Source organism: Veillonella rogosae JCM 15642 (assembly GCF_002959775.1).
Lineage (GTDB): Bacteria > Bacillota > Negativicutes > Veillonellales > Veillonellaceae > Veillonella > Veillonella rogosae.
The window spans coordinates 24,207-41,959 of the sequence record NZ_PPCX01000006.1; the positions used below are offsets into that span (position 1 = coordinate 24,207).

Below are 17,753 nucleotides of genomic sequence, written 5' to 3' on the forward strand. Positions count from 1 at the left end.
AAAAAGCCTGTTTATACAGGCTTTTTTCTATGTATATCTATTTGAAAATGAGATAAAAATGAAGTTTTAGAAAATGTTGAAAATCTTGGTAACAATTTAAAAACACATAAAAATACAATTTTGGTAATAAAAAAACTGTGTATACTATATATGGTATGAGTGTCGTATATATGTACACAATTCGGAATATATTGTATGGTACTTAAAAATATCGATATGTTCGCATGTAGTGGACTTTTTGTGTAAAACCCCAAAAAATATAATATGAAAATTCAGTAATTATATATGTTTAAGCTCTATTGTTAACCTAATGCGTTTGACAGGTTATATCTATCTGTAGTAGAATAATACCATTACAGGAGGGATTACAACATGAGAATTCATAAGACACACAAACGATATATTTCGTCTGTTGTTGCCGGATTGATTGTAACAGCTGTAACTATGACAGGTTTTTCTTATAATGATAAAACCGTTACCGTTATGGTAGATGGTGCAGCACACACTGTTAGAACGCATTTAAATTCTAATGAAGGCATCGTACGCGACGCTGGGGTTAAATTAAATCCAAATGATAAAGTTATTTCCAGCTCTACATCAGTTCAAAATGGTACAACACTAACTGTTGTTCGCGCTATTCCAGTTTATGTAACTGTGAATGGTAGAACAAGAGCTGTTTTCACTACAGAAACAACGGCTCAAGGCGTTGCTAATGAGCTCGGCTTTAAAACACCTAACTATGTAGTTGTAGGTGATGCAAATGGTTCTGTATTAAGTGGTACACATATTACAATTGCTCAAGTAACAAGTCGTTCTTTATCTACAGTAGATCAAGAAGTTGCTATTGAGGTTATCCGTCAAAAAGATGATACAATGGCTAAAGGCGAAGAAGAGGTTGTTCAAGTTGGTCAACCTGGGTTAGAACGAGTACAACGTGAAACATTATATAGCAATGGTACAGTTATTAAAACAAATGACGTATCTAAAGTAACACAACGCGCAATGGTTCCTACCATTATTAAAGAAGGTACCCGTGAAGTGACTACTTCTCGTAATGTAGCGGGTCGTGCATCTCGGGCTATCGTAATGGAAGCATCTGCTTACCTAGCAGGCGATGGAGATGGTTTGGGTATTACGGCTACAGGTGTTCCTGCAGTTCGTGGTATTGCTGCTGTTGACCCTGATGTTATTCCATTAGGTACACGCTTGTTTATTCCAGGCTACGGTGAAGCTATTGCAGCTGATACAGGTGGTGCTATTATAGGCAATAAAATTGACCTTGTAATGGACTCCTACGGCGAGGCTATGGAATTTGGGCGTCAAGACGTAACAGTGTACGTTTTAGACTAAATAAAACGATTTGAGGATATATCAATAGATATATCCTCTTTTTTATTGGCGATCATATTTTATTTATAGCTATATTATATAACTATTTTATACATTCTGAATGTTACGAAAAAAATGCTAAAAAAACGACTTACATTTGTAAGTCGTCTTTTGTTATTTAATCTTCGATATACGGTAAAAGATATTCGTATTTTGTACCTTTTAACTCTTCTTTAGGAATAAAGGTTAAGGCAGATCCATTGATGCAGTAGCGAAGGGAGCCATTAGGCCCATCTTCGAATACATGGCCTAAGTGAGCATTACCGATGCGGCTTCGCACTTCAATACGATTCATACCATGAGAGTCGTCTTGATAGTATTTAATAACATCCTTAGCGATTGGCTTTGTAAAGCTTGGCCAACCGCAATGGGAATTAAATTTATGTGATGATACGAAGAGGGGCTCTCCAGTAGTAATATCTACGTAGAGACCTGCTTTAAATTCATCTGTTAATTCGTGACTAAAAGGAGCATCAGTAGCAGAATTTTGGGTAACTTCATACTCTTGTGGTGATAGTGCATCTAAAGATTCTTTAGATGGTTTATTATACGCATTATCATCGATAAGTGGCTCATCGGATAGGTCTAATGGAATATGACAATAACCGTTAGGGTTTTTATCTAAGTAATCTTGATGATACTCCTCCGCAGAGTAGTAGTTCTCTAAAGGTAACACCTCGATAGCAAAGGGTTTGCCTTCAAAGGCTTGCGCACGAGCTAAGGTGCTTTCAATAATAGATTTATCTGCTGTATCCGTATAGTAAATACCAGTACGGTATTGAATACCTACGTCACCGCCTTGTTTATTAACACTAAATGGATCGATAGCACGTAGGAAATATTGAATCAAATGGTCCAAGGAAAGTGTGTCTGCATCGTAGGTCACCTTGAGGGCTTCAACGTGGCCACTATTGTGACATACATCTTCATAGCTTGGATTTTCAGTAGGGCCATTGGCATAGCCTACTTCAGTCGAAAGGACACCTTCGATTTTTTTGATGTATCCTTGCAGGCCCCAGAAACAACCGCCTCCTAAATATATAGTATGTTCATTCATTTAATCACCCCATACTTCTTGAGCTATTTCTTTAACTAATGCTAGTTTAGCCCATTGTTCCTCTTCGGTCAATTGGTTACCAATCTCACAAGACGCAAAGCCGCATTGAGGAGATAAGCAAAGTCTTTCGAGAGGAATATATTGTGTAGCCTCTTGAATGCGTTTTTTAATAACTTCTTTGTCTTCTAATTCTGGACGTTTAGATGTAATTAGACCTAATACGACCTTCTTGTTAGGAGATACTTCGCGCAATGGCTCAAAGCCACCGGAACGATCATCGTCAAATTCTAGGTAATAAGCATCTACATTTTCTTTGGCAAATAGAATAGGGGCAATTGGTTCATAACCGCCGCTAGCAGCCCAAGTAGAGTTGTAATTACCACGACATACATGGGTAGTGAAGGCTAAATCTTGAGGGCGACCTTCTAGGGCCAAATTGTTTAAGCGCAAATATTTAGCTGTTTCGCCCTCAATGGTTACGCTTTTGTCTTTTTGACGACCTGTCCAGTAAGCGTGGTCACAGCACATACCCCAAGTACAATCATCAAACTGGATGTTGCGGCAACCAGCGTCATACAAATCTTTGATAACTTGACGATACGCAGCGGCAATGTCTTGAATGAGTTCTTCTAAATCAGGGTAGAAGGAGCGTGTGGTAATGCCGTTATCCTCACGGAATAATTCCGCTAAGAATTGAGATGGGGCTGGGATTGTTTGACGTGCCGTAGTATTTTCGTCTTCAAATTGTTTTACAAATTTGAAATGTTCAACGAATGGGTGGTTTGTCCCCGTAATTTTGCCAGTAAGGGCGAGGGAACCTGGCGCTGTTTCTTGACCGACGAATTTGTAACCGTGTTCCAGTTCAATTTCTTTTACGCCGTTAAATCCCCACATGAAATCTAGATGCCAATAGGCACGACGAAACTCGCCATCTGTAATAACTGGTAGGCCAGCAGCCTTTTGTTTTTGAATGAGGTCTGTAATGAGACGATCTTCAACGGCTGTTAATTCTTCTCTAGAAATATTTCCATTATTGAAAGCTTCGCGAGCTTCTTTTAATTCTTCAGGACGTAGGAAAGAACCTACAATATCAAAGTGGAATGGTGCTAATTGTTTGGACATAATAGTAATCCTCCTTATATAAACGGTAAAACCGATAATTTCGATAGGTTTATTATAACGAAGTATGAGTATATGTAAAAATATCTATATCTTAGAGTTGGGTATAACCTAAAGCTATATAGGCGTATAAATTTGTTTATTAAGTTATATCTAGGTATAAAAAAGCACTCTCCTGAAATGAGCTGAATCTCAAAATTGTGTCCAATTTTGGGGCAGTTCATAAAAGAGAGTGCTTTCAATATACTATTTAATACAATTATTTAATTCGCCTAGAGTTATTAAAATGTACAACTCTATTAATACTATAATTTTGTAATTATTTTTTATCGTCTGGTAGTTGAATATGTCTGCCATAGTTGCCAACGTATTGTTCTAAGGCTTGAATATATTCTTGGCCTAAACGACTGCGTTGCATTTTGTTGTTAGTAATATAGCCAATGTGCATCAAGCCTTCTTCTGCGAGCGGCACAGAGATGATATTTTCACCATTAACCTCTTTGTCGATTACACCACTAGATACAGTGTACCCATCCAGTCCAAGTAAAAGACTAAATAAAGATGCTCTATCGCGAACGCGGATGTGTTTTGGACGTACAACGGTACTGAAAATTTCTTCAGAGAAATAGAAGGAGTTATGATCCCCTTGTTCAAAAGAGATATATGGATATTCTTCTAATTCATCCATAGAAACTACATCTTTATTGGCTAACGGATGTGTTTTACCGATAAAGATATGAGGGTGAGCCGTAAATAATTCTGTAAAAGTTAATTCGTTGGTATGAATTAATTTTTCCAATACAGGACGATTGAAATCATTATAATAGAGCAAACCGATTTCACTCTTCATATGGGCTACGTCGTCGATGATTTCATAGGTTTGTGTTTCGCGCAAGGATACATCGTATTGATCGATACCTGCACCTTTTAAAAGCTCTACAAAGGCATTAACTGCAAAGGAGTAATGTTGAGTAGAAACGGAAAATTGTTTTTTCCCGCCACTTTGGCTCTTGTATTGCTCCTCTAAAAGGGCCGCTTGCTCAAGGACTTGGCGTGCATAGCCGAGGAAACGTTCTCCTTCTTTAGAAACAGTAATACCTTTATTGGTGCGATCGAAAATGGTAATGCCCATTTCCTTTTCTAATTCTTTAATGGCCTTTGTAAGGCTAGGTTGAGATACAAATAATCTCTTGGCAGCTTCACTAATACTACCTATATTGGCAATTGTTGTGACATACTTTAATTGTTGTAAGGTCATAATTGGCCTCCTTTTATATATTACACTACTTATACTACTCGATTATAAGTATTTAAGCAATGTTATATATGTGTTACAATGTACTAATAGAATAAAGGAGGAACTATGCTTAAACAAGTCATCGTCGTAGAAGGAAAATCTGATATCCAACGTATTGCCCAAGCTGTAGAGGCTGACTGCATAGCAACTGAAGGTTTTACCCTTCGAAAAGGCGTTATTGATATGATTCGCGTAGCCTATGAAAAGCGTGGCATCATTATATTAACTGATCCAGATACGGCAGGGGAGCGAATTCGTCGAGTATTGACGAAAAAATTCCCTAATGCACAACATGCCTTTGTCCCTCGTGACGAAGCTTTTGCAAATGATGATATTGGCATAGAACAAGCATCTCCTGAATCCATTAGAAAGGCTTTATCTACATTACATGTAGAGTCTTTAGAATCATCCAATGAATTTTCCATGGTGGATTTAGTGCGGTATGGACTTTCCGGTATGCCAGATAGTGTAGCTCGTCGAGCTGTTATCGGTGCAAAATTAGGGATTGGCTACGGAAATGGTAAGCAGTTTTTATATCGGTTAAATCATTACGGTATAACGCGAGATGCTTATGAAGAGGCAGTAAATAGTTTGAAATAGGAGTTAAGATGTTAGAATCAGTAATTGCAAGCCCTGAGGTAGTACATTATATATGTAAACGCTTCGACATTAAAATGAGCAAAAAGCTAGGGCAAAACTTTCTTATTAAACGAGGTATCGTAGATGAAATCGTTCATGCTGCGGAGTTGACGCCTGGTGAACCTGTATTAGAGGTTGGTCCTGGTATTGGTACCTTAACACAAGGTTTAGCACAAAGCGGTGCAGATGTAACGGCTATTGAGCTTGATCGTCGTCTATTAGAAGTATTAGATACAACATTAGCATCTTATGACAATGTACGCATCGTTCATGGTGATGTATTGAAACTAGATGTACCGACTATCATGAACCATAAACCGTTTAAGGTGGTTGCTAATTTGCCGTACTATATTACAACGCCAATTATCATGTCACTATTGGAAAGTAAATTACCAATTGAGCGCCTCGTTGTAATGGTACAAAAGGAAGTTGCTTTGCGCATGGTAGCAAAGCCTGGTACAAAGGACTATGGTGCTTTATCTGTAGCGGTTCAGTATTATACAGAGCCAGATATTGTTCTTGATGTACCGCCTAAATCCTTCTTACCAGCTCCTGCGGTAACAAGTTCTGTCATTCGCTGCGTATTGCGTGACAAACCACCAGTAGATGTCATTGATGAGAAACTATTCTTCCGCGTTGTGAAAGCTGGTTTTGCGCAACGTCGTAAAACATTTTCCAATACCATGAAAACAACGGGCTTATCCAAAGATAGAATCGAAGAGCTATTAGCAAAAGCAAATATCGACGGTCAACGGAGAGGAGAGACCTTTACTCTTCAAGAATTTGCCGACGTAGCTAATGCATGGGCTTCTTTAATTAAATAGTATAATGCAAAAAGAGCTTATTAGATTGAGAGTGTATCAATCTAATAAGCTCTTTTATGCTAATAAATTTTTTCATAAAAAAAGGACCCAAATGGGTCCTTTTTATTAGTACAAGAAGCCTGCCATTGATGTAATGAGGAAGGCATTTGCAAAGTCGATTAAGAATGCACCTACCAAGGAAACTACGAGCCATGCACGAGGGGATGGACCGTGTTTGCCTGCTAAGGATAACATGTTAACCAACGCATTTGGTGTAGCACCTAGACCGAAGCCGATGGCACCAGCGCCAAGCATAACGGCGTCGTAGTTGCGACCAAAGATGAAGTAGATAAGGTATGCAAATATACAGATAAGTACCATTTGCGCTACTAAGATTGTAATAAGTGGTAATGCAAGATCGATTAATTGAACTAGTTTCAAGCTATTGATAGCCATTGTTACGAATAAGGACAATGCTACGTTAGATACTGCATCAAGTGCAGAATCGTTGATTTTGTAAGCTTTAGTGTAGTCACCAACGTTACGAATTACAGCTGCACAAATCATAGCGCCGATGTATGCAGGTAGTGGAGTAAGAACAGATAAACCAGCACTTACGATAGTACCGATACCTAATGCAAGACCAATCCACATACAAATAGTTAAAAGATCTTGAGAGTTGAATTGTTTGCCGCCGATTTCAACGTGAGCCTCGCTCATGTCGATACCGTCATCTTCAAATAATTCAGGATTTTGGTAAGGTGTTTTTACTTTGTGCATTTTAATAATGCGTTCACCTACAGGAGCACCTAAGACTGTACCAGCAACCATACCGAATGTTGCGGCTGCAACTGCAGCAGATGCTGTACCAGGGATTCCTAACATTTGTTCGTAATATGGACCGAAGGCACCAGCCGTACCTAGACCGCCGATCATAGATACGGAGCCAGCCATAATACCGATGATTGGTTCAATGCCTAAAGCTTTAGCAATCATAATACCTGCAGTATTTTGAACAACAATCCACACTGCACAAGCTAGGAAGAAGAAGATAATGAAAATGCCGCCTTTTTTGAGGACTTTCAAGGAAGCCATCAAACCGATAGTGGTAAAGAAAGCGAGCATTAAGAATGTTTGTAGAGAGCCTTCAAATGTAATGTTTAAAATCTTGTAATAAGAAAGAATAGCAGTTAAAAATGCAAATGGAAGGGCCCCTACAGCAGGTGCAGGCATACACATTCTTTGTAAGAACTGTGAATGTTTGTTAATCCATGTACCTATGAACAAGGTAATAACAGCGAGACCTACGGTTTGGATCATGGACAGTTTTAATGTCCATACATTGTTGACTAAGGCTAAGTCAATTAGTGGCATAAAATCACTCCTTTAAAAAAATAAACCTATATTTTATGGTATCATGAATGGTTGAAAAATACTATAGAATATACACTGTATAAAAATCTTATATATTTTCTTTACAACACTCACAACAACATTAAAACCTATACTTATATGTATATAATATGTATATAACTATTTATAATTATATACATAGCATACTTGATATGTCAAAAAGTAATATCATAAATTACTTACCTACATAATCATATTATATGTATTCGACTTAAATCTGTGATTTTCCTCCTACATATAAAAAAATAAACTGGAATATATTTCTTAAATTCATAATTCTATGAAATATATTCCAGTTTTAAATTTTAAAATTCTTATATAGTCTTATTTTGCTTAGCTTCTTGAATTCATATGGGGCAAATTTAACCCGTATATACATATAAGGGTATAACTAAAATGTATATTCTGATACATAAAATAATTAGAAGTTATAGCGGTTATAGCTGTTATAGATTGTATTAGCATTGTAGAAAATATATGTATTATAGTTAGTTTAAGCGTTATAGCTCATGATGTAGTTTAGGCGTAGTTAGGAAGGTAACATCTGGATTACGTTCTAGAACCCAACCCATTTGCCATTCGTTGGAAATGAGAACTACCGTGCGATCGCGATTATCTTTTACAATCATCGCATTATCAACACCTTTCAAGGATGCAATATCTACTTCCCCGTCAATCCAGCGAGCAACACTATATGGCAATGTATGATTTAGTAAATCTACACCATATTCGTTTTTGAGGCGATATTCTAATACTTCAAATTGAAGCATACCAACGGCGCCAACTACGAAGGAGTCAAGGGCGCCTGGTTGTTCAAAGATTTGAACAGCACCTTCTTGAGCCAATTGAGTCATACCCTTTTGGAATTGTTTACGCTTCATCGTATCTTTTGGAGATACGCGAGCAAAGAATTCCGGTGGGAATACAGGGAAGTCACCGAAGGTTACTTTGTGCTTTGGTGCGCATAATGTGTCGCCTACGCCCATTGTACCAGCATCGAAGACACCGATAATATCGCCAGGGTATGCATCCTCTACGATAGTACGTTCTGTAGCTAAGAATTGTTGAGGTTGAGATAGGCGAATCGTTTTGTTGGATTGTCGATGTAATACGGACATGCCTTTTTCGAATTTACCAGAGCAGATACGCATGAATACGATGCGATCGTGGTGGTTAGGGTCCATATTAGCTTGGATTTTAAATACTAAGGCGGAGAAGTCTTCGCTAGTAGGTTGTACTATTTCTTCTACAGCTTGACGTGGAGCAGGGGATGGCGCCAATTCTAAGAATTTTTCTAAGAATGGTTTTACCCCAAAGTTTGTCATAGCAGAGCCAAAGAACATTGGCGTCAATTCTCCGGCACGAACCTTATCAAAGTCAAACGGATCGCCTGCAACGTCAAGCAATTCAATATCATCAAGCAAAGCTTGATATACATCATCGCCTAATAACTCTTTCATGCGAGGATCAGTTAAAGCGCCTTTTTCAGAGGCTAGTTTTTCTTGACCATGTGTTTCATCTTTTGCAAAGAGCTCGATAGTTTCATGTTCTCTATCGTATACACCTTTGTACTCGCCATTGATACCAATAGGCCAGTTCATAGGGCATGTACGAATGCCAAGAACATTTTCGATTTCTTCCATCAAGTCGAATGGACTACGACCGAAATGGTCAATTTTGTTTACAAACGTAAAGATAGGAATGCCGCGCTCTTTAGATACGGCAAATAGTTTTTTCGTCTGTGCTTCCACGCCTTTTGCTACATCGATAAGCATGACAGCGCTATCAGCAGCCATCAATGTACGGTACGTATCTTCGGAGAAGTCCTGGTGACCAGGCGTGTCGAGGATGTTTACGCGACAACCGTCATAGTCAAATTGCAACACGGAACTCGTTACGGAAATACCACGTTGTTTTTCGATTTCCATCCAGTCAGATACAGCGTGTTTTGCAGTTTTACGAGACTTTACGGAACCCGCCAAGTGGATGGCACCACCGTATAGTAGTAATTTTTCTGTTAATGTTGTTTTACCCGCATCCGGGTGAGATATGATAGCAAACGTACGACGACGTTGTACTTCTTCTAAAAATGTCATGGTTCACCTCTATTAGTATGTTTGTATAAGTAGATATATATTACAGTTCTACTTTTACAGTCTATATCGTAAAAATTATACATGATTTTTCTAGTTATGACCACTAAATTGTAGTATAATGAGATTTCATAGAACGGCTTGGGGATTAGCCGTTATCTTCATGTTAAGGAGGGGGATCATGCGGTTATTTATTGCGGAAAAGCCATCCATGGCTCGCGAAATTAGTAAATGCTTGCCAGAAAATAAAAATATCCAAAAGCGGAATGGCTATTTTATCCAAGGTGATGATGTAGTGACTTGGGTGGTTGGTCACGTGTTACATCAAGCAGAACCAGGCGATTACGACGATAAATATATTCGTTGGCGCCCTCAAGATCTGCCGATTGTGCCAGACGAGTGGAAACTACTCGTTACAGATAGCAGTCGCCAACAGTTTGAGACGGTAAAAGACCTGATTGGTAAAGCGGATATTATCGTAAATGCAGGTGACCCGGACAGGGAAGGGCAACTTTTAGTTGATGAAGTATTGTACTATGTCGGTAATACAAAGCCAGTACAGCGAATTTTACTAAATGCGCTCGATGAAAAATCTATTCGTTCTGCTCTTAATGATTTACGAGATAATAAGGACTTTCATAATTTATATCAATCGGCATTGGCAAGAGCTCGTGCAGATTGGCTTATCGGTATGAATTTATCTCGCGCTTATACTTTAGCTGAACGTTATAAGGGCAATAAGGTGACATTGCCTATAGGGCGAGTTAAGACCCCTACCTTGGCGCTTGTGGTACGTAGAGAACGAGAGTTAGCTGCATTTAAGCCAGTAGACTATTTTACTGTGAAAGTTTTGTATAACCATCCTAATGGTGTATTCTGGGCTACATGGCAACCTACAGATGAGCAAAAAGGCTTAGATCCTGATGGTCGTCTCATTAATAAGGCTATAGCTGATGCATTAGTTGAACAGTTGAAAGATGGTCCAGATGGCATTATTAAGGCTGTTACTAAATCCAAGAAGAAAGATGCACAGCGGCTACCATTATCCTTGTCGTCCTTACAGGTATTGGCCGGTAAAGCCTTTTCCTATGATCCTCAAACTGTACTTGATACGGCACAGAAATTATACGAAAAGAAATTGACCACCTATCCTCGTTCTGATTGTGAATATTTACCACCAAATCAATATGGTGATCGTAATGCGATTCTCAACAATTTACAGAATGCAGGTGATGAGCGGTTAGCACAGTGGGCTAGTGATGCTGACCGCTCTATTAAGAGCCGCGCTTGGAATGAAAAGAAAATTACGGCCCATCATGCTATTATTCCCACTACGGTTGCTTGTAATATAAATAGCTTGACTCGTGAGGAACGAAATATTTACTTCCTTATCAGCCAAGCTTATATTGCTCAGTTTTATGGAGAGCATGTTTATGAGCAAACTAAAATTGTAGTAGAGCAGTGTAAAGAAGAGTTTGTTGCTAATGGTCGTGTGGTTATTGAAGAAGGCTGGAAGATCCTATATAAACGACAAAAGTCTAAGTCTACAACAGATAATGAGGAGCCGGATTTAACCGATGAACGTGGGGCCGAATCAGATCCTAAAAAAGAGGTTCCTGAAGAGGCAGATCACTTGCCGGCCGTTAAAAAGAACGACACTGTTTTATTTACGGACTCCTCTGTAGAGGCGAAGCAAACAAAGCCACCATCTCGCTTTACGCCGTCTACTTTGTTACAAGCAATGAAGGAAATTCACAAGTTTGTAAAAAACGAAGATTTGAAAAAGCAATTAAAAGCGGTGTCTGGTATTGGTACGGAGGCGACTCGTGCTAATATTATTGACGAGCTCATCAGTCGTGGATTTATGAAAACATCGGGAAAGAAGCAAGTTCTATCACCAACTGAAACGGGCTATCTCTTAGTTGATGCATTGCCTGATGAACTGTTATATCCTGATGAAACGGCTGTATGGGAGGAACGATTGGCGCTCATGAGTGAAGGTGAGGATACATTAGATTCTTTCTTGTCTGATCAGATTAAGTTTTTGAAACATTTGATTGATAAACTGGGCTTTGATAAACAAGGTAGTCCTGGTCAGATGATGCCAAATGTGGTTCGCACGATAACGAATCAAAATCGGAAACGCCCTATGGATAATACTGACGTTGATGTATCTTCCTTGCCTGTTTGTCCGAAGTGTAATAAGGGCCATTTGCAACAGCGAAATGGCAAATTTGGCGCCTTTTTAGGCTGTACCAATTATCCTGCATGTAAGCATACGCAACCTGTTGAAGGTGTGAATCCTAATGGTGAAAGTAATATTGAAATATCTGATGACGATAAACAATATAAATGTCCGCGATGTAAACAAGGTTATTTTGTAAAGCAAGAGGTGAGAGGTCGAGTAAACTGGATTTGTAGTAATCGATCTCAATGTAAAACTCAGTGCTCCGATGTAGATGGAGTACCAAGTATTTACGTGAATAAGTAAATATTAATCTATTATAGTTAAATATATACTAATATAGAAACTACTAATGTAGTTTGATAATTAAAAGACGCGTACAGCTATGCTGTGCGCGTCTTTTGGTTGATATATTCTTTGAAGAGAAATAATATCTTCATTTACTAAACAATCAATATATATGCTGTATTATCTACGTTTGCCACGACGTCCTGTTTGAGACGTAGCTGTGCGGCGTTGGCGTGTGTTGGAACCCTTATGACCACGTGCTTTGTGGGCCTTAGCCTTAGTAGCTTGGTAAGAGCTACTTACTTTAGGTTTACTTGTTGCTTTTGAACGTTTTGGTGCAGCACTTGCGTTACCCTTAGTTTTGATTTGACCATCTTTAGTGTATTTTGTAAGCGTTGCTTGAATGGCACGCTCGATGCGTCGCAACCAAGATTCATCTTGTGGTGTTGCAAAGGTTACGGCCACACCAGAATTACCAGCGCGACCAGTACGGCCAATACGATGGATGTAGTAATCTACATCGCGAGGTACATCGTAGTTATATACATGAGTAATACCTTCAATATCGATACCACGAGCTGCAATATCTGTAGCAACTAAGATTTGTGTTTTCGCTTTAGCAAAGTCTCGCAAAATTTGTGTACGACGGCCTTGTGTTAAGTCGCCGTGCATTTCTGCTATGTTAAGACCAGCTGCAGTCAATTCATAGGATAAACGAACGGCACCTTCTCGTTTATTACAGAAAACGATGGCTAAGAATGGATTATCTTCTTCGATCATTTTGATGAGACGTTCTGTTTTCTCTTCAGGGTTCATCATATACACTCGTTGATCAATCGATTCAAGGGTAACATGTTTACCTTCAGCTGTAACAGAAACTGGCTTAGACATATATGCCTTTGCAAGGTTACGAATTTTGTCTGGAATCGTTGCAGAGAATAGTAATAGTTGTCTATTCGCATCTGTTTGACTGATGAGACTTTCAATATCAGGCAAGAAACCCATATGAAGCATTTGGTCTGCTTCGTCTAGTACAACACGGCGAATACAATCTAAATGTAAAGAACCTCGTTTCGCGTGATCTAGTAGGCGACCTGGTGTACCTAAAATCACTTGTGGACGACGACCTAGTTGTTGTAATTGGGCTTCAATTGTTTTACCGCCGATAAGAGGTAGGATATCTACGTTTAGAATAGCTCCAATTTCTTTCGCCTCATCTGCGATTTGTTTTATAAGTTCACGTGTAGGTGCAATGATAAGCACTTGTTCTTGATGTACATCTGTATGTACACGCTGAAGAATAGGCAATAAGAAGGCAAGAGTCTTGCCTGTGCCTGTTTGAGCTTTTGCTATAACATCATTCCCTTTAAATACCACAGGAATGGATTGTTCTTGGATTGGCGTGGGCTCCTTGATACCTTGTTTTTGTAGGGCTTGGATAAGCTCATCGCAAACGCCTAAAGTTTTAAAAGATTTCATGGATAGTCCTTTCTATAATACATATTATATTAATTATACCTTATGCACATAGCAGGGGCAAATAAATTGAATTGTTATCCTTGGTAGTATTATTAGCGGGAAATCATAGATGAATTTTAAATAAAATAGGTGTGAAATTATATTAAAATCACAACTAATTGATAATAAATCGAAAAACAACGATTTAATGAATATTTATGAGAATGAAAAACATTAAAATATAAATATTAAAATAGAGTTTAAAGGGATAAATGAGAATGATTAAGTTATCAGTAATGATAATCTTAGTAATTTTTCTTATTTTATATTTCTACTATGAATTAAGTGTAGAGAGGTAAATACTATATCCAATGGGGGTTATCTTGAATCATAATAAAATAATATTCATAGTTAATATGAGAAAAAAGTATATATATAAGATAGAAAATAACAATAAAATTGATAATAATTGTTGAAATTAATGCTTGATTTGGTATAATAGTTTAAGATATTAATACGCATTCTTATTTGGTGTGGTTAATATGAGGTTGTTAGGTACAAAAAATAAATAGGAGGTGTAATATGGCTATCAAAAAATTGAAAGACATGAAGCCAGGTGAGTCTGGTCTTATTGTTGCTCTACATGGCAGTGGCAATGTTAAACATCGTCTGATTGACATGGGCCTTGTTAAAGGTACAAAAATTCATGTTATGAAGTTTGCCCCTTTGGGTGATCCAGTAGAAGTTAAAGTTAAAAACTTTGAATTAGCACTTCGTACAAGTGAAGCTGGCATGATTGATGTAGAGGTATAATAGGAGGTCTATATGGCAGAAAATAGGCAAATTCGTATTGCCTTAGCAGGTAACCCTAACTGTGGTAAAACTACAATGTTTAACAATATCACAGGGGCGAAGCAACACGTTGGTAACTATGCCGGCGTTACGGTAGAAAAGAAAGAAGGCCATGCTAATTTTAATGGTCGTGATTTATTATTTATTGACTTACCAGGTACGTATAGTTTAACAGCACGTTCATTGGATGAGTTAGTAGCTCGAAATGTAATCGTAAACGATAATCCAGATGTAATCGTAAACGTTCTTGATGCATCTAACTTAGAACGTAACTTGTATTTAGCGGCACAACTGTTGGAACTTGAAAAGCCAATGGTTATTGCTCTAAACATGTCTGACGTTGCTGAAGAAATGGGCATCAAATACGACTTTAAAAAAATGGCTGAATTAACAGGCGCTACAATCGTTAGTACAGTAGGTCGTACAAACATTGGTACAAAAGAGTTGTTAGAAGCAACAATTAGCGTAGCTGCTTCTCAAAAAGCGCCTGGTGTAACAGTTAATTATGGTGATTTATTAGAAGGCAAAATTGCTGAACTAGTAGCAGCACTTGAAGAAGCTGGTACAGTAACGTATCCACTACGTTGGATCGCTATTAAATTATTAGAAAACGATCCAGATGTGGTGGAAAAAGTTAAAGGCTTTGCGAATACAGAGGCAGTTTTACAAAAGGCAGCTGCTATCCGTGAAGAAATCAAAGATCAAGTTGATCTTGATATAGTATTCCAAGAATATCGTCATCGTTATGCTGTTGAAGTATATAACCAATCTTTAACACAAGCTCCAAAAGAAATAGAAACACGCTCCGATCGTTATGATAAAATCTTAACACACCGTATTTGGGGCTTACCAATCTTCATGATTGTTATGTACCTATTGTTTGCGTTCGTAAACATCGTAGGTGGTATTCCTCAAGGTTGGATTGAAGATGGCTTTGCTGCATTACAAGCTTATGCAGTTCAAAATATTCCAGAAGGTCAATTACAGTCCCTTGTATCTGACGGTATTATCGCCGGTGTAGGTGCCGTACTTTCCTTCTTACCATTGATTCTATTGCTATTCCTTGGTATTTCCTTCTTGGAAGATACTGGTTATATGGCCCGTGCAGCCTTCGTTATCGACCGCGTAATGCGCGCTTGTGGTTTGCATGGTAAATCCTTTATTCCTTTATTATTAGGCTTTGGCTGTTCCGTACCATCCGTAATGGGCGCTCGCATCCTTGATAACTATAAGGATCGAATGGTTACAATTTTGATTACACCATTCATGAGCTGTTCTGCTCGTTTACCTGTATACATCTTATTTGCTAATGCGTTCTTCCCAAATGGATGGGATAGTACATTAGTTGTATTCTCTGTATACTTCTTAGGTATTATCTTTGGTGTTATCTTTGCGAAAATCTTCCGTAAATTCATTTTCTCTGGTGAGGCTGAACCATTTGTAATGGAATTACCTCCTTACCACTTGCCTACATTGAAAGCAACTTGGTTACATATGTATGAACGTGCTAAGTTGTATATCATCAAAGCTGGTACATTCATCATGGCCGCATCCATCTTGATTTGGGTCATCACTGCGTACCCAATGGATGTAGAATACTCCAAAGATTACGATGCAATGAAAGAACAAGTTGCTCAAGAGTACGAAGTAAAAGATACAGCTACATTAGCTCAATTCGGTATCACTACAGATGACCAAAAGGATGCAGTTGATAAAATTGTAGAAGACATGAAAGCTACTGTACAAGATGCTACTGATGCTGCTAAGAACGCAGGAGAAGATGAACCTGAAGTAGCTGTAGAAGCTGATTCTGCAGCACCTGAATTATTCAATGATATTAAAGATAAAAATAAAGACTTGTTCCCAGCAGCATGGGCAATGTATAAAAACAGTGCTAACTTAGATGCTGAAAATGACAAACTTGGTAAAGAACAAGCTGCGGAAAAAATTGAACAATCCTATGCAGCATCCTTTGGTAAAGCTATCAACCCAGTGCTAGAACCATTGGGGTTTGATTGGAAAATGGGCCTATCATTAGTAGCTGGTTTAGCGGCTAAAGAGGTTGTTATCTCTACATTAGGTACTGTTTACGCTGTTGGTGGAGATGATCAAAATCCAGCACCGTTGACTGATTACTTACAAAATGACCCTCATTTCACACCGTTAATCGGTTTAACAATGATGCTGTTCATCTTAATCTATCCTCCATGTTTGGCAACATTAGCAGTTATCAAACGTGAAACTGGCTCTTGGAAATGGGTTGCGTTCATGTTCTTCTATGAAAACACATTTGCTTGGATTGCATGTTTCATCTTCTACAATGTAGGCCTTGCATTAGGTTTCTAATTCGTGAGTCATTAAATACAGTATTTTAGCCACTTTATAGGTAGTTGAAAGAACTGCATTGAATAATTGCGATTTAGTTATAGTTAATTTGAAAATAATACTTGCTAATTATCAATATTCGTGGTTAAATGATAATGAGAAAAGGGAAATATCCTTTTGATATTGCTTTTATCTTATTTATCACTAAGACAGATATTGTGATTTAGTTGATATTGAGAAAGAGGCATAATAATGGATAATCTTGTTATAGGACTCATAGTTGTTCTAGCATTAGCTTATATTGGTTTTAAAATGTTTAAACAAGTTGGCGGTAAAGGTGGCTGCGGCTGTGGCGGCGGTGGATCTGACTCCGGCAAATCATCTAGTTGTGGTGGAAGCTGCAGTTGTGATGGTTCCAATAAAGCGTTAGGCATTAAACGAGCTGATAAGTAATCAGAACAACACTCAAGTTATTGGAAGAGAAGCGGAGTCTCTATAATGGCTCCTCTTTTCAAATATAGTAATTAAATTTTTTATCATATTTAGTAGAAAGGAATATTATCATGTTCAACATCGATCAAAAAAATCTTAAAAACGCTAACTTATTCGCAGCAGGTCTTGCATTGGGTACTGTAGGTCTTAAAGTGTTAACTTCTAAAGACGCTAAAAAAGTATATGCTGGTATCGTAGCAGCTGGCCTTCGCGCTAAAGAAACTGTATTAGAAACAGCTGAAAAAGTACAAGCATCCGCATCTGATGTATTGGCAGAAGCTCAAGAAATCAACGAAGCACGCAACGAAGAAATCTTTGAAGAAAACAAATAATTAGAGGATTG

The 17,753-nt window shown here is 38.1% G+C and carries 14 protein-coding genes; 8 read left to right on the plus strand and 6 right to left on the minus strand.

Going from position 1 to position 17,753, the window contains the following annotated elements:
- Positions 1–372: 372 nt before the first annotated feature.
- Entirely contained in the window at positions 373–1,350 is a 978-nt protein-coding gene (locus VRHSUH09_RS03085) for a resuscitation-promoting factor (RefSeq protein ID WP_009351433.1), read from the plus strand.
- Between the two features lie 157 nt (positions 1,351–1,507).
- On the opposite strand, the gene msrB is transcribed toward VRHSUH09_RS03085, so the two are convergent.
- The 3 genes from msrB to VRHSUH09_RS03100 all read right to left on the minus strand — a co-directional run bounded on the left by msrB (position 1,508) and on the right by VRHSUH09_RS03100 (position 4,823).
- Positions 1,508–2,446 (minus strand): peptide-methionine (R)-S-oxide reductase MsrB, encoded by a 939-nt coding sequence (gene msrB, locus VRHSUH09_RS03090; protein WP_105081348.1) that lies wholly within the window; start codon positions 2,444–2,446, stop codon positions 1,508–1,510.
- Positions 2,447–3,568 carry a 5-methyltetrahydropteroyltriglutamate--homocysteine S-methyltransferase gene (locus VRHSUH09_RS03095; RefSeq protein ID WP_105081349.1) on the minus strand — a complete coding sequence of 374 codons (1,122 nt, stop codon included), beginning with the start codon at positions 3,566–3,568 and terminating at the stop codon, positions 2,447–2,449. It abuts the gene before it with no gap.
- A 316-nt stretch (positions 3,569–3,884) separates the two neighbouring features.
- Complete coding sequence (locus tag VRHSUH09_RS03100; protein WP_009351392.1) at positions 3,885–4,823, minus strand: LysR family transcriptional regulator; 939 nt, start codon at positions 4,821–4,823, stop codon at positions 3,885–3,887.
- 105 nt (positions 4,824–4,928) lie between these two features.
- On the opposite strand from VRHSUH09_RS03100, the gene rnmV reads away from it, so the two are divergent.
- On the plus strand, positions 4,929–5,462 hold the full coding sequence (gene rnmV / locus VRHSUH09_RS03105) for a ribonuclease M5 (protein ID WP_054747678.1): 534 nt from the start codon (positions 4,929–4,931) through the stop codon (positions 5,460–5,462).
- A gap of 8 nt (positions 5,463–5,470) precedes the next feature.
- Positions 5,471–6,325 carry a 16S rRNA (adenine(1518)-N(6)/adenine(1519)-N(6))-dimethyltransferase RsmA gene (rsmA, locus tag VRHSUH09_RS03110; protein WP_009351415.1) on the plus strand — a complete coding sequence of 285 codons (855 nt, stop codon included), beginning with the start codon at positions 5,471–5,473 and terminating at the stop codon, positions 6,323–6,325.
- A gap of 105 nt (positions 6,326–6,430) precedes the next feature.
- On the opposite strand, the gene VRHSUH09_RS03115 is transcribed toward rsmA, so the two are convergent.
- The gene (locus VRHSUH09_RS03115) at positions 6,431–7,678 is read right to left on the minus strand and encodes a sodium/glutamate symporter (protein WP_105081350.1); all 1,248 of its coding nucleotides are present in this window, start codon (positions 7,676–7,678) and stop codon (positions 6,431–6,433) included.
- A gap of 539 nt (positions 7,679–8,217) precedes the next feature.
- Positions 8,218–9,813: a peptide chain release factor 3 gene (locus VRHSUH09_RS03120; protein WP_105081351.1), complete on the minus strand. Its 1,596-nt coding sequence runs from the start codon at positions 9,811–9,813 to the stop codon at positions 8,218–8,220.
- Between the two features lie 178 nt (positions 9,814–9,991).
- Here VRHSUH09_RS03120 and VRHSUH09_RS03125 point away from each other — a divergent pair, with 178 nt between their 5' ends.
- On the plus strand, positions 9,992–12,301 hold the full coding sequence (locus VRHSUH09_RS03125; protein WP_105081352.1) for a DNA topoisomerase 3: 2,310 nt from the start codon (positions 9,992–9,994) through the stop codon (positions 12,299–12,301).
- Positions 12,302–12,463: 162 nt separating this feature from the next.
- On the opposite strand, the gene VRHSUH09_RS03130 is transcribed toward VRHSUH09_RS03125, so the two are convergent.
- Positions 12,464–13,762, minus strand: a complete 1,299-nt coding sequence (locus VRHSUH09_RS03130) for a DEAD/DEAH box helicase (RefSeq protein ID WP_054747680.1) — start codon at positions 13,760–13,762, stop codon at positions 12,464–12,466.
- Between the two features lie 561 nt (positions 13,763–14,323).
- Here VRHSUH09_RS03130 and VRHSUH09_RS03135 point away from each other — a divergent pair.
- The 4 genes from VRHSUH09_RS03135 (at position 14,324) to VRHSUH09_RS03150 (ending at position 17,742) form a co-directional block, all read left to right on the plus strand.
- The gene (locus tag VRHSUH09_RS03135; RefSeq protein WP_009351422.1) at positions 14,324–14,554 is read left to right on the plus strand and encodes a FeoA family protein; all 231 of its coding nucleotides are present in this window, start codon (positions 14,324–14,326) and stop codon (positions 14,552–14,554) included.
- 12 nt (positions 14,555–14,566) lie between these two features.
- Positions 14,567–16,939: a ferrous iron transport protein B gene (gene feoB, locus VRHSUH09_RS03140; RefSeq protein WP_105081353.1), complete on the plus strand. Its 2,373-nt coding sequence runs from the start codon at positions 14,567–14,569 to the stop codon at positions 16,937–16,939.
- 231 nt (positions 16,940–17,170) lie between these two features.
- A complete protein-coding gene (locus VRHSUH09_RS03145) occupies positions 17,171–17,371 on the plus strand; it encodes a FeoB-associated Cys-rich membrane protein (protein WP_054747687.1) in 201 nt (66 codons plus the stop codon).
- Between the two features lie 110 nt (positions 17,372–17,481).
- On the plus strand, positions 17,482–17,742 hold the full coding sequence (locus VRHSUH09_RS03150; protein ID WP_004697111.1) for a DUF6110 family protein: 261 nt from the start codon (positions 17,482–17,484) through the stop codon (positions 17,740–17,742).
- The last annotated feature ends 11 nt before the right edge of the window (positions 17,743–17,753 follow it).

Bases quoted from the DNA above. Each gene is read 5' to 3' on its own strand.
- rnmV (WP_054747678.1), top strand. From the start codon at position 4,929: ATGCTTAAACAAGTCATCGTCGTAGAAGGAAAATCTGATATCCAACGT.
- VRHSUH09_RS03100 (WP_009351392.1), bottom strand. From the start codon at position 4,823: ATGACCTTACAACAATTAAAGTATGTCACAACAATTGCCAATATAGGT.
- VRHSUH09_RS03115 (WP_105081350.1), bottom strand. From the start codon at position 7,678: ATGCCACTAATTGACTTAGCCTTAGTCAACAATGTATGGACATTAAAA.
- VRHSUH09_RS03130 (WP_054747680.1), bottom strand. From the start codon at position 13,762: ATGAAATCTTTTAAAACTTTAGGCGTTTGCGATGAGCTTATCCAAGCC.
- VRHSUH09_RS03120 (WP_105081351.1), bottom strand. From the start codon at position 9,813: ATGACATTTTTAGAAGAAGTACAACGTCGTCGTACGTTTGCTATCATA.
- VRHSUH09_RS03145 (WP_054747687.1), top strand. From the start codon at position 17,171: ATGGATAATCTTGTTATAGGACTCATAGTTGTTCTAGCATTAGCTTAT.
- VRHSUH09_RS03150 (WP_004697111.1), top strand. From the start codon at position 17,482: ATGTTCAACATCGATCAAAAAAATCTTAAAAACGCTAACTTATTCGCA.
- msrB (WP_105081348.1), bottom strand. From the start codon at position 2,446: ATGAATGAACATACTATATATTTAGGAGGCGGTTGTTTCTGGGGCCTG.
- VRHSUH09_RS03125 (WP_105081352.1), top strand. From the start codon at position 9,992: ATGCGGTTATTTATTGCGGAAAAGCCATCCATGGCTCGCGAAATTAGT.
- VRHSUH09_RS03085 (WP_009351433.1), top strand. From the start codon at position 373: ATGAGAATTCATAAGACACACAAACGATATATTTCGTCTGTTGTTGCC.
- VRHSUH09_RS03095 (WP_105081349.1), bottom strand. From the start codon at position 3,568: ATGTCCAAACAATTAGCACCATTCCACTTTGATATTGTAGGTTCTTTC.
- VRHSUH09_RS03135 (WP_009351422.1), top strand. From the start codon at position 14,324: ATGGCTATCAAAAAATTGAAAGACATGAAGCCAGGTGAGTCTGGTCTT.
- rsmA (WP_009351415.1), top strand. From the start codon at position 5,471: ATGTTAGAATCAGTAATTGCAAGCCCTGAGGTAGTACATTATATATGT.
- feoB (WP_105081353.1), top strand. From the start codon at position 14,567: ATGGCAGAAAATAGGCAAATTCGTATTGCCTTAGCAGGTAACCCTAAC.